This is a genomic window from Enterococcus faecalis, assembly GCF_029024925.1.
Taxonomy (GTDB): domain Bacteria; phylum Bacillota; class Bacilli; order Lactobacillales; family Enterococcaceae; genus Enterococcus; species Enterococcus faecalis.
Map to the genome: position 1 here is coordinate 1,940,216 of NZ_CP118962.1, position 16,533 is coordinate 1,956,748.

Genomic DNA, 16,533 nt, shown 5'->3' on the forward strand with positions numbered 1-16,533 from the left:
GAGAGAAACAAAATGAAAGATACCTTTCGCTTAGAAAACCAGACGATTTATTTTGGTACAGAACGAGCAATTTCAGCCAGCCCTCAAACGATTTGGCGCTACTTAACTGAGACAGACAAGCTAAAACAATGGTTTCCAGAATTAGAGATTGGTGAATTAGGTGTTAACGGGTTTTGGCGGTTTATTCTGCCCGATTTTGAAGAAACAATGCCTTTCACTGATTATGCAGAGGAAAAATATCTGGGCGTGACTTGGGATACTGGTATCATCTATTTTGACTTAAAAGAACAAGCACCTCATCAGACCCTGTTAGTCTTTTCAGAATCTCTCCCAGAAAATTTTACAACACCTCGCCATAAAGATATCGCTGGTTGGTCAATTGTTCTCAATCGCTTGAAGCAAGTAGTTGAAACTCCTGATGCAGCACCAGAAAAAATAGATTTTCCGCAAATAGAAAATCATTACTTGGAAAAATTAACGAATTTAGAAAATTAAAAAGTGTGGCACAACGGGTAAATAACCCTCTGTGCCACACTTTTTAAAAACGCAAGATACGCTGATAAACAAATAAACCTAAATCAATTAAGCAAACAACAAAAATTGCCAATAATACAAAAGAGACCCGCAACTCTGCGGCGTACATCCCTCGTAAACTAATTGTTGCCAAACATAACCCAAAAATCGTTGCCATTGTCACTTGTAACACGGTTCCTGGTTTTAGGGCATAAACAAAAATGCCAATAATACTAGAAACAACGAGGTGTGTCAGTGGCAATTGAAGCCAATTGACAACAAACAGACTAAGGAAACATCCTAAAAGAGTCCCCCAAAAACGTGTCTTAATACGCGTGTTCATTTCTGCTTTCACTGGATGCAAGAGTAGAAAAACATTCATCGGAATCCAAATTATTTTAATGCCTCCTACACTCCACATTAAAATAAAACTCAGCGTAATGGTGAAACTCATACGAACAGCTAAACGAAATCGTTGCACCCTTTCGTCAGGACTTTCTAAAAATTGTTTGAAACTTGTAATCCCAAAAAAAGTCTGTTGTAAGTCGTGCCAGAAATTAATAACCGCCAATTTCTGTTGCTTCATATTTAATTGAATACTTTTATGGCCCCTACTCTTTAAGCTGGTTAGCTGACTTAATCCTGTTTGCCACCAAGCATTTAATGTTAAAGCCAATAAAAAAAGACCAATTAAAAAGGCCACAACTTGAGATTGCATCAAAAATGTATTTCCTTTAACCTGGATTAACTGACAAAACGTAAACATCATCAAATAACTATGATACCGCATCGGTGTCGCAGATGAATAAAATAAATAAACAATTAAAAATGTCACACTACTATTTAAAATAATAGACCAGCTAAAGGAACTACTAGCTATAAATGCTAAAAAACTGATCACAAATTGCCTGATACTCATTTTGAGCAGCGCTACAAGCGAATAATCTTTTTTATAGTTAATTTTAAACATAATAGTAAATACAGGCACCATAATTAAATAGCTTGGGGAAAATAAAAAATCCAATGTATAAAAACTAACCAAAAAAAAGGCGATGACTGGGAAAATGGCCCAAACATACGCAAAAAATTGCTGACTTTTTGTACTAAAAAAATAAATAACAATCACTCCAATATCGATTCCTTATCCATTGTAACATGCTTGTCAATTCCCTCTCCAAATTGAATATACCAATTCGTTAAAAATAAATAAAAAAGCAAATAAATACGCTTTCATTTCTCGTTTTTTGTGCTATAATCAGCCTATATGATATATCATTTAAAACAAAGGAGCTACTTTCATGAATATTCAAGCGATTGATACGCGACACGGAACTGCCAACCAACATAGTTTTTCAAATGGAAATTGTCTACCCTATACTGGCGTGCCATTTGGGATGAATTTTTACGCCCCGCAAACAACTGACCAAAAAGGCAGCTGGTGGTTTCATCCAGAAGATCGAACATTTCAAGGCTATCGAGTAACGCATCAACCAAGTCCTTGGATGGGTGATTTTAGCCATTTATTAATGACCCCTGTCAGTGGTTCATTGTCGGAACTTTCTTTATTCCATGCCCAAAGTTCTTATCGTCCAGAAGAAAGCCTTTTTTCTCCTGTCGAAATTAACTTAACTCAATTACGCTATCAAATAACTTCTCAATTAATCCCAAGCATGTATGGTGGTATCTTAACCATTGATTATCACCAAAAAGATAATCACTTACTACTAACTCTGCCTGGACGTTATCAAGTAAAACAATTAGATGACCATCAAGTGGCTGTAAAAGTCATCAACTATTCTGGTTGTGAAGATCCAGATTTTAGTTTTTATTTTGTGCTTCATTTTGAACAGCCTTTAACCAAATGGTTTGCCCCTTCTTCAGGTGAAGATGGCAAAATCCTTCTTTCTTTTGGAAATATTGCTCAACAAGTTGTTCATTTTAGTAGTTCATTTATTTCTGAAAAACAAGCGCAGTTAAATTTAGCGCGAGAAATCTCTTTGCGTTCTACTGAGATGCTGCAACAAGGAATCGCAGATTGGCATAATTATTTCGATCGCCTTAAAGTAACGCATGAAAATCCTGAACATACTAAAACGTTTTATCATACACTGTATCGAACATTCCTATTTCCGCAAACCTTTTATGAATTGGACGAAAATCAGCAGCCGATTCATTATGATACGTTCTCGCAAACGGTTCGTCCTGGTGTACTATATACCAATAATGGCTTTTGGGATACTTATAAAACGGTTTACCCATTGTTCTCACTAATTGCTCAAGAAAAATACGAAGAGATGCTAGAAGGCTTTTTAAATAGTTACAACGAAACAGGTTTCTTGCCAAAATGGTTATCTCCAGATGAGCGTGGTTTAATGCCCGGCACCTTGATTGACGCTGTCATTGCTGATGCCGCCGTGAAAAAGATTCGTCCTGACTTGATGCCTCAGTTCCTAGAAGCGATGAAAAAAGGCGCCACACAACAAAGCGAACGAGAAAATTATGGACGTCAAGGAACTCTGGATTATCTAAAATATGGCTATGTTCCTTCAACCTATCATGAATCTGTCAATCATACCTTAGACTATGCGTACAGCGATTTCTGTATTTCGCAAGTTGCAAAAACACTGAATGATTCAGAGACCGCAACGTTTTATCGTCAACAAGCCTTGAATTATCAACAACTTTTTAATCCTGAAACTGGCTTTATGCAAGCCAAGGATACTGAAGGTAATTTCCGTCCTGACTTTTTAGATATTCGTTGGGGCAAAGATTACGCCGAAGGAAGTGCTTGGCAATCAAGTTTTGCGGTTTATCAAGATTTTGCAGGTTTGATTAAGCTATATGGTAGCGAGTTAGCTTTCGAAAAAAAATTAATTCAGCTCTGCAATCAAGCGCCTAACTTTAACGTTGAAGGCTATGGTTTTGAAATTCATGAAATGAGTGAAATGGCGGCAATTGATTTTGGTCAATTAGCCATCTCAAATCAACCAAGTTTCCATTATCCGTTTCTATTCAGCTACATCGGCAAACCAGAGATGGCTCAACCACTTTTAAAACAACTAATGCAAACATTTGATGCTTCACCAACTGGCTATCCAGGTGATGAAGACAATGGTAGCATGTCTGCTTGGTATATTTTTAATAGCTTAGGCTTTTATCCCGTCACACCAGGAACTGGTGAATATGTAATCGGGATGCCTTTAGTCCAGACGGCGGAAGTAAAACTATCAAATGGTAAACAATTAACCATTCAAACATCACCAAACAAAGTCCAACAACAATTTATTCATGAAATTCAGTTAAACCAAGAAAAACATACTGCGCCTTATTTTACTCATCAAGAACTATTAAACGGCGGGACTTTAGATTATCAATTAGGGATTGTCCCGAATCCACAAAACACAGCAGAACGACCGTTTTCATTAAGTACAGAAAAATAATAAAAAGAAAGATGTTCATAAAAATTGAACATCTTTCTTTTTATTATTCGACACCTGCGTAATTTGATTGGTATTGCTCTCGAAATTCTTTTGGCGTAATTCCATTTAATTTTTTAAACATTTTTGAAAAATAGTTGGTATTGTTGAACCCTACTTTTTCTGAAATTTCGTTGATTGTATCATCCGTGTACAATAATAATTTCTGGGCATGCTTGGTACGCACTTGATTCAAATATTGAGAAAAACTCCGCTTGGTTTCTTTTTTGAAAATTTGGCCTAAATAACTAGGGTTCAAATGAAGTTCATCCGCCACCGTTTTTAAGTTTAATTCTTCTAAATAGCCTTGTTCAATTCTTTCTACAGCTTGGCTAACACTTTCTGAATATTTTTTTATTTTAGGTTTATTTTTCACTTCTGCTAAGACTTGCTGCATTAACGCATACAGTGTATTAAGATTGTTGCTGGCTCGAATTTCTTCCACGATTTTTTCATAGTTTTCTTCTAACACAGTTGGATACTGACGCGAAATATCTGAAAAAAGTAAAAAGACTACATAGCGTACATATTCTGGTGTAGCGTGTTGTTGACTTAACTGATTGAAAATGGCATCTAATTCCCGTTGAATGGTCTGCATATCCCCAATCATCAAGGCTTGGTTAAACGCTAGAAAAGTAAAATCTTCTGCCGAACGATTCATTTGTTCTTTTTGATTATTTGGCAGAAATTCTTGATAGAACGTTTCAATTGCTTGCAACTGTTTTACTTTCTCATAACTTTCATAAACCGTTTCCCATTCATTGACAGATTCCCCTACAAAAATCTGACCTTGACCAGCTAGAATCGCTTCAATTTCACGAATAAATAAGAACGCTTCTTGTCTGGCCCCTTTATAGATAAGTAACAATTGGTGGTACGTACTCATCCAACTTTCAATGAATAACAGTTGGCCTTTTTTCATAAATAGTTCCTTGATTGTTTCTAAAAATGACATCTCAGCTTCAACCAATAAAACGGTAAAATCACCTGGTTTTATAGTCGCAAATTGCTGCATTAACTCTTCGTATTCTCCTTCGCTGATTTCATCATTAAGCCAACGCATCAAGCCATTTTCTAGATATAGACGAACGCGGGCATGGGATTTTTTTTGTTGGTCCAATTCTGTTTTAATTCTCTGGATATTGGCTAATAGTTCTTGCTTATTGACTGGTTTCAAAAGATAATCTTGGACCTGCAAAGCCATGCCTTTTTTGACGTAATCAAACTCTTGATAACCTGATAAAATTAAACTAATAAATTGATGTCCTTTTTTCTTTGCTTGCTCAATTAATTCGATCCCACTCATTTCCGGCATCGTAATATCTGTTAATAAAACATCAATGGATTCTGTTTCTAAAAAAGCCAATGCTTCTTGCGCACTACGCGCTGTTTTAACAATTTCAAAGCCTAACTCTTGCCAAGGAATAATCCATTTTAAGCCTTCTAAAATCATATATTCATCATCAACAAACATCACTCGATACATCTTTTCACCCCTTATGCTACAAACGAAAGACGAATTGTCGTCCCTTCTCCTTCTTTCCCTTCAATGGTTAAACCATAACTCTCCCCAAAAAAGCGTTGTAAACGTTCATGAACATTTCTTAACCCAATGGATTGTTCCGTGTCTATTTCTGTTTGATTTAAACGTGCGCGAATTTCCTCTAACCGATTGGCGGTAATTCCTTTTCCATTATCCACAACAGCCACAATAATTTTTTCGCCTTCTCGGTAGGCGTGGACCTTAATAGCATTGTCTTGTCGTTGATAGTCAATACCATGCACAAAATAATTTTCGACAAGCGGCTGAATAATGAACTTAGGAATTTCAACATCAGCAATTGCTTCTTCTATTTCGAACTTATAGGCAAATTGGTCGGGATAACGCATTTGATACAAATACACATACTTTTCGCAAAATGAGATTTCCTCTGCCAAGGTCGTGGTTTTTTCTTGGTTAATATTATTCCTAAGTAACGTTGAAAAAGCATAGACAACATCAGCTAGTTCTTCTTGTTGCCGACTCAAGGCATACATACGAATATATTCCAACGTATTATAAAGAAAATGAGGATTAATTTGCGACTGTAACGCTCTCATGTGAGCATCGCGTTGCTTAATTTCTAAAGTATAAATATCGTGAATGTATTGATCTAAACTGTCTACCATAAAATTAATCGCGGAAGCAATATCATTCAACTCTTCCTGAACTTGATTCGTGTCAATTCGTTCTTTTAAATTGCCATCGCCAATGGCTCGTGTCGCTTCTAAAATTAATTGGACTTGTTGAGAATAGCGTTTAAACAGGCGGTTTAAGCCCACTAATAAAATAACAATCAAAAGTAACCCAATCCCTAAAATGGCCGCATAATTCATAAACAATTGCTGAAATAAGACTCGGCGGCTTGTTAATAAGAGAATGGTACTCCGGCCACTGCTTTCTATTTCCGTAATATCGTAGCGATTATGAAAAACCTGTTGAATGTCACTATCGGTGTGCATTCTTTTATCTAGTTGCCGCTCTTCTTCTTTGGTAAATTGTGCTTTTTCAGAAAAAATTTGATTTCCAGCACTATCATAGATAAACGCATTAATACCTGATTTTTTCAATAAGTCTGCTTGGTTGCCTAGCAACTCTTGACTTGAAAACACAGTGTATAATTCTCCCAACGGTTGTCCTGTATAAGGATCGGAAATAATTCGCATTAGTTGAAAGCCATGTTTTTTAATTGATGACATATCCATTTTTTTCCCATTTGTAGCTGTGCGATTGGCGAACAAAACCTGATCAAATTCATCTAAGCGAATAATCACTTCTTCTAAGTCAGGAAAGGTGCTAAATAATGTACTTAAATTATTTCCAAAGTGGGTACTGACCCGATCTTCCGACCATTGACTGTAAGTATAGTCAAAATACTCAGGAGGAGAAAGTTCCATATATTTTCGCATGTTTTCAATTTTACTTGCAGAGCCAGCTAATTCATTAATCATATTTGTCGCCGCATTATTTTTATTCGTTACATAGCTGTCAATTTGGGAAATGGCATTATTTTTTTGTGAATCAATTGATAAGTTAATTGTATAAGTAACATAAGCGCACAAAGCAGCCACCGTTAACAAAATAATACTTGTTAACAGTAGACTGTATTTTTGTACTAATCGATTTAATAAATATTTTTTTTTAAACAGTTTTTTGAAGATTCGCTTCATTTTGTTCCAACTTTCCATCAATAAACTGGCGATTTTTACGCGTGACATAGGCACACCACATCATAATTAAGGCAAACGAAGCAAATAGTAGCAGTCCTTTCATTTTCCAAGTTAAAGCAATGATACTAATTACACCGAATAAGACTTTAAAAAATACACCGAGGTTTAAAAAGATACTGATAAATGAAAGCTTCATTAAATCAATAGTTGAGATAAAATAGCTTCCTTCATATAGTAGCATATAAATGTAAAAAATAACGAGTATTAGGGAAACAAAAAATAAAATAAATGTAATAATTAACCACATTATTCCGGTAAATTGAACGGCTAAATAAATATTATAAAAAACAAATCCTAAAGTGAAGAGAAAAAGTAAAAAATAACAGTTACTTCTTTTAAAATGTGCTTTCCATGATTCAAATGCTCGTTTAACGGTGATTGCTTGATAATTCATGCCCTCTTCCAAAATGAAATCAGTCATCATTTGGAGTGCTGGACCAACACCAAAAATAATCCCTCCAGCTAAACTAAATAAAACAAACAGTAAATTTAGTTTGATTACTGTCCAGGAAAGGTAAAACAACCGTTGAATCCCTGTACTTTCCATCTTCCTCTTCCTTTCTATTATGTAAAAGGCTGAGCCAAAAGCGCTCAGCTAATGCCTCAGCCTCCTGTGATTATTTTTGAGATTGGATATATTCGTCTAATTGTGTTTGCATTTCTTTTTGAACTTTATCCCAGCCAGCTGTTTTTAGGTCATCCATTAATTTTGGAAGTGTTTCTTCTGGATCAACAGTTCCTGTATTTAAGCTTGCTGCGTAGCGGTTCATAACTGTAGCAACGTTAGTGATTTCAGTTTTCACTTTATCATTTACAAAAGTAAACCCAAGAATTGGTGAATCTTTTGCTTCTTCGATGCTCTTATCACGTTCTTTAACCATGTCTTCAGTGACAGATTCTTCTGGCCAAATGATTAAGTTGTTTCCTGTGTTCCAAGCACTCAAATGAGTTGTTGGTGTGTAATCTTTCAATAATTTCACGCGATCATCGCCAACTTTTTCATATTGTTTGCCTTCTTCACCATAAACAAGTCCGTTTAACAATTCTGGATTGCTGTTTAATAAGCCTAGCAATTCAACAGCTTTTTCTTTGTTTTTAGACGTATTTGCAACAACATAGTTAGCCATTTGCGCTTGTGCTGTTGTTTTTAATGGCTCTGTTAGTGGGCGAGAAACAAGTGGTTTGCCAGCAGCTTGTGTTAAGATTGTATCACCATAATCCATAGGTCCTTGTGTTTCTTGACGCATGAACCAAGTATTGGTATTTAAGTCATATGGTGTTGTACTTGTAGCAGCATCTGTTGGAATCAAGCCATCTTTATACCATTGATGTAAGACTTTTAAGTTATTAATCATGTCTTTGTCGGCATATTGGTTAATAATTTTTGGTGAGCCAGTATCAGTTGTTTTTACTGCAAATGGATATTGGTTACCAATAGGGAAGTCATAATTACCTGTTGCAAAGAATGTTTGGCCGATAGCAAAAGCAGCAATATTTGGTTCTTTTTTATGGAATTCTTTTAGAACTTCCGTTGCACTTTCATAACTACCATCGACTTTACTAATATCTAAATTGTATTTATCGACATATTCTTTATTAAAAGTTAAAACTTGTTGACCGTAAGAGTTACCTAAAATTGGGAACGCATACAGTTTTCCATTGATCGTATTTCCTTTAATATAGTTATCTGGTAATTGATCATAGGCTTCTTTTGCATATTTAGGTGCTAAATCAGTTAAATCAGCATAGGCGCCTTTTTGTGCATTCGTTGCATAATTTTGTGCTAATGAAATATCATAGCTTTCACCAGAAGCAACGATTGTTGACATTTTTTGGTCCCAATCGCCCCAACCAACAAATTCCATTTTTAATTTTGCCCCAATTTTTTTCTCGATAATTTTATTCGCATTATCGATTAATTGGTCATAATTATCTGGTTTGTCCCCAACACGATACATTAATAACGTTGGTGTACTATCATCACCTTTTGACGCTGCATCTTTTGAAGATTTACCGCACGCGCTTAATCCTACAGCTAAAGCTGCTGCGCCAGCTACGGCTAATCCTTTTTGCCATTTTTTCATTCCTTATTTCCTCCTGTACAATTTTATTCTTTCACGCCACCGATTGTTAAACCACCCACGAAATATTTTTGGAAGAATGGGTAAGTTAACGCAATTGGTAACGTAGATAAGACAACAATCGCCATTCGAGCCGATTCACTTGGTAGAACGCCTAACCCTTCTTGTGCTGCTGCACCCATATCCGTACTTCTTGATAAGAACTCTAAGTTGTTTTGAATTTTCATCAATAAATACTGTAATGGTACCAAGGTATCTTTTTGAATGTAAAGTAATGCATTGAACCAATCGTTCCAATAACCCAAAGCCGCAAACAAACTAATTGTGGCAATCCCTGGAACGGCTAGTGGTAACACAATGCTGACAAAAATGCGCATTTCACTTGCGCCATCAATACGTGCCGATTCAATAATACTGTCAGGCACGGTTTTCTTGAAAAACGTTCGCATCACTAAAATATTAAATGGTCCTAAAGCTAAAGGCAAAATTAACGCCCAAATTGTATCTTTCAATTGCAATAAGTTTGTCATTACTAAATAGTTCGCAACCATCCCTGGTGAAAATAACATTGTAATTAAAGCAAACAATGTAAAGAATTTTTTAAATGGAAAGTTGGAACGAGAAATGACATAGGCATATAATGACGTCATTGTTGCATTGACAATCGTCCCTGTCACCGTAATGAAGACCGTTACCCCTAAGGCATGAATAATACGTTGACTCATTGCCCCTTGGAAAATGTAACGATAGGCCTCCAATGAAAATTCTTTTGGCCAAAACCGGTAGCCGTTTGCTGCTAATGATCCTTCACTTGTCAATGAAATCATAATAACAAAGAAAAACGGAACCACACAGGAAATAGCAAAAATAGCAATGACAATATTGAAAATCAAATTCGCTGTCGGGTTGAAGGATCGAACGTTAACGCTAGTGACTTTTTTCTTTTTCATAATCCTTCCTCCTAAAATAGTGCTGAATCTGGTTCAATTCGACGAACAACTAAATTCGCAATTAATAATAAACATGCCCCAACGACAGATTGATATAACGCTGCAGCTGCCGTCATGCCTACATCACCAGTAGCCGTTAAGCCATTGTAAATATAGGTATCTAACACACTTGTCACGTTGTAAAGCGCACCTGAATTTCTTGGTACGATGTAGAACAAACCAAAGTCTGCTCTGAAGATACCGCCGATGTTTAAAATTAATAAAACAGACATCATTGGTAAAATTTGTGGAATCGTAACATTTTTTATTTGTTGCCATTTGTTGGCACCATCTACCATCGCTGCTTCATAGTATGTCGGATCAATCCCCATCACAGAAGCATAGTAGATAATACTGTTGTAGCCTAGACTCTTCCAAACATTTAGGAAGACAAAAATTACTGGCCACCAACGTGGATCTGCATACCAGTTAATCATTGTACCGCCATTACCAGTAATCCATTGATTCAAAATCCCTTTATCTGGACTTAAAAAGGCATAAACAAAATAGTTAATAACCATCCAAGATAAGAAATATGGTAGCAATGACATCGTGTGATAAACTTTAACCAAGCGACGATTTCTTAATTCACTCATAATAATAGCAAAAGCAATCGCGAAGAATAAGTTAAAGGCTAAAAAGACGACATTGTACAAAATGGTATTTCTAGTAATTAACCAAGCATCTTTTGACGCAAATAAAAATTTAAAGTTTTCAAAACCAACCCAAGGACTTTCTCTTAGACTAGCTAAGAAACCATCTGGTGAAATATGAAAATCTTTAAATGCGACCACATTGGCTAAGACTGGTATATAGAAGAAAAATATAAACCAGATAAATCCTGGTAACGCCATAAGAATTAAGGCCTTATAACGCCATACATTTTGAAAAAACCCGTTTTTCTTCTTCATTCATTTCGCTCCTTTCATAAATATAATAGCGTTTTCATAATATCTTTTTAAGGAACAAATTATAGGATTTGAGAAACAAATTATAGATTTTGTATCATTTTAAGGTAAAAATTTACCGAATTGACCGTTCTTTGTGAAAACGTTTATCTGATATTTTTTTAATAACTATTTAAGAACTTAAAAAATAATTGGATAAATCTCACTCATAAAGCGGTTTCGCTAGTGCGTATTTGTTGTATAAAAGCTGAGAACTTGTTATTTTCACAAAGGATATTATCTAATTATTTTTGAGGAGGACTATTTTTGAATTTTATCCGTAAAAACACTAGAGCAATTAGTTTAATTGTGGTATATTTTTTCACAGTTTTAATGCAAGCTGGTTCTTTATTATTATTAGCTATTTCACTGTTATTTGATAATAATTTAGTAGAATCATCTTTTGCAAATCTCGTAACAGGTTTAACTATTACTGCTATTGTGGGAATAGTTTTATTTTGGAAAGAAATCGTTGCTGGGTTCGACTATTTTAAAGAAGAGACTCTTTGGCGTATTTTTAGCATTTTCTTATGGGTGGGGCTGATTTTTTTAGTCGATATTATTATTCAAAAAATCATGAGTAATAATCCAATTGCTAATCAACAAGATGTTCTCTCATTTGGTGCACAAGTTCCATTGCTTGTTACTCTATTTTTCTTAGCAATCGTGGGGCCAATTGCTGAAGAACTAGTTTTTCGGCAAGTATTAATGAATTGTTTATCGGAAACAATTGGTATAGCCAGTGCGACTATAATTTCAATTTTTTTATTCACCTTTATGCACACACAACAGCCCCTTGATTTTCTCATTTATCTGCCAGGAGCTATTTTATTATCTGCAGCTTACTTAAAATCAAATCGTTCGCTTGTATTTGTTATGGCTATTCATATTGTTAATAATATGTTGGGTTTCTTGTTATAAATCAAAAAGAGTTGGCGACATAGGTCATTTTGACTTATGTTGCCAACTCTTAAATTTTCAGCTAATTAGTCGTTCTAAAACAATCGATTTTGTTTACTCTTCTTTTTCTTTGTTTCTCTTTATAACATAGAGAATTAATACAATTAAGATCAGTCCTACACCCAGATATGCAAATATTTTTTGGACTTTTTCTCCTGTTTTTGGTAAATAGGATGATTTAGACGTTTCTTTCTTGTTTATGGCAATTTCATTTTTACTATTTTTTGTAGGTTTGTTCTGGTCTGTAACAACTTTTTTTGTTTCCTTTTTATTTTTCGCTGGTTCTTCGGGTGTAATAGGCACCTCTGGTTCTTCGGGCGGATTAACTGTGTCATCTACTTTGGCTTTGTTGAGAATTGTTTCGCCCGCTTTGGCTTCTTCATTAACAATCACTTTGAAGCGAATACTCCGCTCTTTTGTATCAGTGATACTTGGGTATTCCGCCGTGATTATGCCGTTGGCTTCTTTCAAGCTGGTAGGTTTTGGTGCATCACCGACACTTGTTAGGCTATCTTTGACATACGTCAATCCTTTTGGTAGTTGGTCTGTGATAACTACTTTGTTTAGGATGCCATTTTCGATAGTGTTGCGGAAGCTAATGGTGTATTCGATTGCTTCCCCTAGTTTTGGTTTGGCGTTATTAACGGTTTTTGTTGCGGTTAGTTTGCCTTCTTTTATTCGAGGTGTGATTGGTTCTTCGGGTGTAATGGGTACCTCTGGTTCTTCGGGCGGATTAACTGTGTCATCTACTTTGGCTTTGTTAAGAATTGTTTCGCCCGCTTTGGCTTCTTCATTAACAATCACTTTGAAGCGAATACTCCGCTCTTTTGTATCAGTGATACTTGGGTATTCCGCTGTGATTGTGCCATTAGTTTCTTTCAAGCTGGTTGGCTTTGGTTCATCGCCGACACTTGTTAGACTATCTTTGACATACGTCAGTCCTTTGGGTAGTTGGTCTGTGATAACTACTTTGTTTAGGACGCCATTTTCGATGGTGTTGCGGAAGCTGATTGTGTACTCGATTTCTTCCCCTAGTTTTGGTTTGGCGTTATTAACGGTTTTTGTAGCGGCTAGTTTGCCTGCTTTCGCTTCTGGTACCACAGGCACCTCTGGTTCTTCGGGCGGATTAACTGTGTCATCTACTTTGGCTTTGTTAAGAATTGTTTCGCCCGCTTTGGCTTCTTCGTTAACGATCACTTTGAAGCGAATACTCCGCTCTTTTGTATCAGTGATACTTGGGTATTCCGCTGTGATTGTGCCATTAGTTTCTTTCAAACTGATTGGCTTGGGTTCATCACCGACACTTGTTAGGCTATCTTTGACATATGTCAGTCCTTTGGGTAGTTGGTCTGTGATAACTACTTTGTTTAGGATGCCATTTTCGATGGTGTTGCGGAAGCTAATTGTGTACTCGATAGTTTCGCCTAGTTTTGGTTTGGCGTTATTAACGGTTTTTGTAGCGGCTAGTTTGCCTGCTTTCGCTTCTGGTACCACAGGCACCTCTGGTTCTTCGGGCGGATTAACTGTGTCATCTACTTTGGCTTTGTTGAGAATTGTTTCGCCCGCTTTGGCTTCTTCATTAACAATCACTTTGAAGCGAATACTCCGCTCTTTTGTATCAGTGATACTTGGGTATTCCGCCGTGATTATGCCGTTGGTTTCTTTCAAGCTGGTTGGCTTGGGTTCATCACCGACACTTGTTAGGCTATCTTTGACATACGTCAGTCCTTTTGGTAGTTGGTCTGTGATAACCACTTTGTTTAAGACGCCATTTTCGACAGTGTTGCGGAAGCTAATGGTGTACTCGATAGTTTCGCCTAGTTTTGGTTTAGCGTTATTAACGGTTTTTGTTGCGGTTAATTTGCCAGTTACTTGTTCGTCCGCAATTTTTGCTTCTACTATATTAGAAGTTTCGTTGACTTTTGCAGATGTTAAAATATCTACTGCCTCAACGGTTGCGCTATTAGGCACTAATTCATTTGCTTTTGCTCGTTCATTTATCTGCGCTTTAAATTCGTAAATTGTTTCAGCTGTATCAGCTTTGTAGCTACCTCCTTGTGTAGCAGTTGCACCATTGCCAACACGGACTATAATTTGTTTATTGGTTGCATCATATTCTGCTTGATCATCGCCTGAAGCATCCGTTTTTTCACCAGAATTTGGTCCACTAATAATTTTTAAAGAGCCTGGCAAATAATTTAAGCGACCATCTAGTGCATCCTTCGAAACTGAATTTATCGCTTCTGAATCAGCTTTTGTATTTTTTAGTGAGACACGATACGTGATTGTTTCACCAACTTTGTAAGTTTCTTTTGGTTCCACAATTTCTTTCTTAATTTCAAATTCAGGTGTTTCTGCGTTTACAGCAAAACCAATCGCATTCGTAGAATAATCGTCACCACTACTTGTTGTTCTAAAATTAATTTGGTTTTGTCCAGCATTTAAAACACCTTCGGGAATTGCCATACGATCGATATCAATATCTAAAAAATTAGGATAATCCGGCGCAAATTTCCCTGGATACTTGTCTACCATATGTTCATCGTTATCTGTCACAGTTGCGTTCATAGCATTGTTAACTGGATTGAGCGTGTTCGAAATATTTACCCAAGTTCCTGCGCTATTTTTAATTTGTGCGTTGTCTCCAGTCCAGTATTTATCTCCTTGAACAGTAAACCAGGTCACAATTGGATCAAGCTTTCCTTGTTTTGCTGTTAAAAAGTTGCTCATAGTAAATTCATTATTAGTTCCAGCAGCATTGCCACGTGCTCCATAGTAAATACTAAAAGCTCTTGACTTACTTGCCTGATCCTTTGTAACAACAAACAAACTCCAACCACTAAAGTTATAATATTGATATTGACCATTTAAACTACTTGTCATAGGAATATCTGCTAACGTATAACTTCCTGTCGCACTTTTATCCCCTTGTAAAATTGAAGTTACATCTGCATAATTAGAAAATCCAGTATTATTGTATCCGAAACGTTGTCCTGGGTTTGTTGCATCTTGATCGATACGATGGTACCTTTGGGGCGAAACACGCTGTACGGTTCCATTTGGTGTTGTAAATTGAACTGGTGCACTAATTTCTTCATCAGAAAGATTTGTTCCGTAAGCAGGGCCTTTATATCTAGAGGCACTCCAAAATAAGCCCGCCCAAGCAATCTCTTTTGCACCATTTAAATCAATATAAGCCCGACTAGAGTTATACGTATTTGGATCATTGTCAACATCTGCAAATTCTAAAGGAAAATTGTTAATTGCATAACCACTACTTGCTCCTCGTGTGTTTAAAAATGTTTGCGCAGCCCCCGTATTTTCATTCGCAATTTTTAAGTTGGTATTTCCCGTTGAAAAAAGTTCTCCTCTATGAACGCTTTGATAAATCGGTGTATTAAACCCCCGACCAGGTGTTGGTGGCACTAACGGACCAGTAGGTTGCGCCTTTAATGGAGGTTGCTCAGGACTTTCGGTAGCCTGCGTTAGTGCTGTCTCTTGAATACTTTCTGTCGCCTTTCCTGCTTCAGGCTTTGTTTCGTTACTAGTAGTTGCGGTCATTTCATTTGTAGAAGAGGCTGTTTCGCTTGCCTGATTTTCTACTTTTGTTTCTGAAGTTTCCTGTTTTTCCTTCGAAACAAACTCTTTATCTGCTAGCATATCTTTACTAGGTAAATCAATTACTAGTGTCCCTTTTTCATTATCTTCTATTAGTACGCTGACCAATAACTTGCTCGACGCTTTTGTAGTTATTTGCCCATTTATGGTAATCTTTCTTGTTGAATTTGGTTGAAGGTTAAGCAGTTTAATATCGGTTGTTTGATCTTTCTCATTTGTTTCAACCTTTGCTTGTTCTTCTAAAGACGTAGGTCCTCGCTCTTCGCTTAAAGTATCTAATACAAATTTGATTGGACTATCATTGTTATTTTTTTGTTTTAAAATGAGATTTTTGATTGGTACATCTCGTGTATTTGTTATTTCGTAAGTGACCGTTTTAATATCTTCTTGAGACGATGTATCTTCTATTTTCCCTATTACTTTGAGCCCGTCTTTTTCAACAGTATTCTCAGCATCACTCGTTACTTCTTGAGCAAATGCGTTCATCATTGGTAACAAATTTAAAATAAACAGCATGGTAATCATAAGGTAACTCACAAAATTTTTAACTGCTTTATTCATTTACATTCTCCTTCGTTCTTTTCATTTACTTAAACAAATCATCTTCAAACAACTTTTACAATTACTCATTGTTTCTCAATATCCACCTCCATAAAATACTTTTCAACCTTCAATTCTT

General features: G+C 36.2%; 11 protein-coding genes. 3 read left to right on the top strand and 8 right to left on the bottom strand.

All coding sequences use genetic code 11. The features are described from left to right. Positions 1-12 precede the first annotated feature (12 nt). The gene (locus PYW42_RS09665) at positions 13-495 is read left to right on the top strand and encodes an SRPBCC family protein (protein WP_002356863.1); all 483 of its coding nucleotides are present in this window, start codon (positions 13-15) and stop codon (positions 493-495) included. A 43-nt stretch (positions 496-538) separates the two neighbouring features. Here PYW42_RS09665 and PYW42_RS09670 read toward each other — a convergent pair whose 3' ends face one another. Continuing rightward, positions 539-1,639: an FUSC family protein gene (locus PYW42_RS09670; protein WP_002389175.1), complete on the bottom strand. Its 1,101-nt coding sequence runs from the start codon at positions 1,637-1,639 to the stop codon at positions 539-541. A gap of 172 nt (positions 1,640-1,811) precedes the next feature. On the opposite strand from PYW42_RS09670, the gene PYW42_RS09675 reads away from it, so the two are divergent. Next, positions 1,812-3,953: a GH92 family glycosyl hydrolase gene (locus tag PYW42_RS09675; protein WP_002389127.1), complete on the top strand. Its 2,142-nt coding sequence runs from the start codon at positions 1,812-1,814 to the stop codon at positions 3,951-3,953. Between the two features lie 43 nt (positions 3,954-3,996). Here the strand turns inward: PYW42_RS09675 and PYW42_RS09680 are convergent, their stop codons facing one another. From PYW42_RS09680 to PYW42_RS09705, 6 genes are all read right to left on the bottom strand, one after another. Then, entirely contained in the window at positions 3,997-5,475 is a 1,479-nt protein-coding gene (locus tag PYW42_RS09680) for a response regulator transcription factor (RefSeq protein WP_002389323.1), read from the bottom strand. 11 nt (positions 5,476-5,486) lie between these two features. Beyond that, complete coding sequence (locus tag PYW42_RS09685; RefSeq protein ID WP_002410847.1) at positions 5,487-7,217, bottom strand: sensor histidine kinase; 1,731 nt, start codon at positions 7,215-7,217, stop codon at positions 5,487-5,489. Then, positions 7,171-7,806: a YesL family protein gene (locus tag PYW42_RS09690; protein WP_002381610.1), complete on the bottom strand. Its 636-nt coding sequence runs from the start codon at positions 7,804-7,806 to the stop codon at positions 7,171-7,173. The genes PYW42_RS09685 and PYW42_RS09690 overlap by 47 nt, the downstream gene beginning before the upstream one ends. A gap of 70 nt (positions 7,807-7,876) precedes the next feature. Beyond that, on the bottom strand, positions 7,877-9,343 hold the full coding sequence (locus PYW42_RS09695) for an ABC transporter substrate-binding protein (protein WP_002369012.1): 1,467 nt from the start codon (positions 9,341-9,343) through the stop codon (positions 7,877-7,879). A gap of 23 nt (positions 9,344-9,366) precedes the next feature. Then, positions 9,367-10,290 carry a carbohydrate ABC transporter permease gene (locus PYW42_RS09700; protein WP_002359877.1) on the bottom strand — a complete coding sequence of 308 codons (924 nt, stop codon included), beginning with the start codon at positions 10,288-10,290 and terminating at the stop codon, positions 9,367-9,369. A gap of 11 nt (positions 10,291-10,301) precedes the next feature. Further along, entirely contained in the window at positions 10,302-11,240 is a 939-nt protein-coding gene (locus PYW42_RS09705) for an ABC transporter permease (protein WP_002389270.1), read from the bottom strand. A 369-nt stretch (positions 11,241-11,609) separates the two neighbouring features. Here PYW42_RS09705 and PYW42_RS09710 point away from each other — a divergent pair, with 369 nt between their 5' ends. Next, the gene (locus PYW42_RS09710; protein WP_002410846.1) at positions 11,610-12,197 is read left to right on the top strand and encodes a CPBP family intramembrane glutamic endopeptidase; all 588 of its coding nucleotides are present in this window, start codon (positions 11,610-11,612) and stop codon (positions 12,195-12,197) included. Between the two features lie 93 nt (positions 12,198-12,290). Here PYW42_RS09710 and PYW42_RS09715 read toward each other — a convergent pair whose 3' ends face one another. After that, positions 12,291-16,415, bottom strand: a complete 4,125-nt coding sequence (locus tag PYW42_RS09715; protein ID WP_010816149.1) for an isopeptide-forming domain-containing fimbrial protein — start codon at positions 16,413-16,415, stop codon at positions 12,291-12,293. Positions 16,416-16,533 lie beyond the last annotated feature (118 nt).

Excerpts from the sequence above, each read along its gene's own strand:
- PYW42_RS09665 (WP_002356863.1), top strand. The coding sequence starts at position 13 with ATGAAAGATACCTTTCGCTTAGAAAACCAGACGATTTATTTTGGTACA.
- PYW42_RS09675 (WP_002389127.1), top strand. The coding sequence starts at position 1,812 with ATGAATATTCAAGCGATTGATACGCGACACGGAACTGCCAACCAACAT.
- PYW42_RS09680 (WP_002389323.1), bottom strand. The coding sequence starts at position 5,475 with ATGTATCGAGTGATGTTTGTTGATGATGAATATATGATTTTAGAAGGC.
- PYW42_RS09685 (WP_002410847.1), bottom strand. The coding sequence starts at position 7,217 with ATGGAAAGTTGGAACAAAATGAAGCGAATCTTCAAAAAACTGTTTAAA.
- PYW42_RS09690 (WP_002381610.1), bottom strand. The coding sequence starts at position 7,806 with ATGGAAAGTACAGGGATTCAACGGTTGTTTTACCTTTCCTGGACAGTA.
- PYW42_RS09695 (WP_002369012.1), bottom strand. The coding sequence starts at position 9,343 with ATGAAAAAATGGCAAAAAGGATTAGCCGTAGCTGGCGCAGCAGCTTTA.
- PYW42_RS09700 (WP_002359877.1), bottom strand. The coding sequence starts at position 10,290 with ATGAAAAAGAAAAAAGTCACTAGCGTTAACGTTCGATCCTTCAACCCG.
- PYW42_RS09705 (WP_002389270.1), bottom strand. The coding sequence starts at position 11,240 with ATGAAGAAGAAAAACGGGTTTTTTCAAAATGTATGGCGTTATAAGGCC.
- PYW42_RS09710 (WP_002410846.1), top strand. The coding sequence starts at position 11,610 with ATGCAAGCTGGTTCTTTATTATTATTAGCTATTTCACTGTTATTTGAT.
- PYW42_RS09715 (WP_010816149.1), bottom strand. The coding sequence starts at position 16,415 with ATGAATAAAGCAGTTAAAAATTTTGTGAGTTACCTTATGATTACCATG.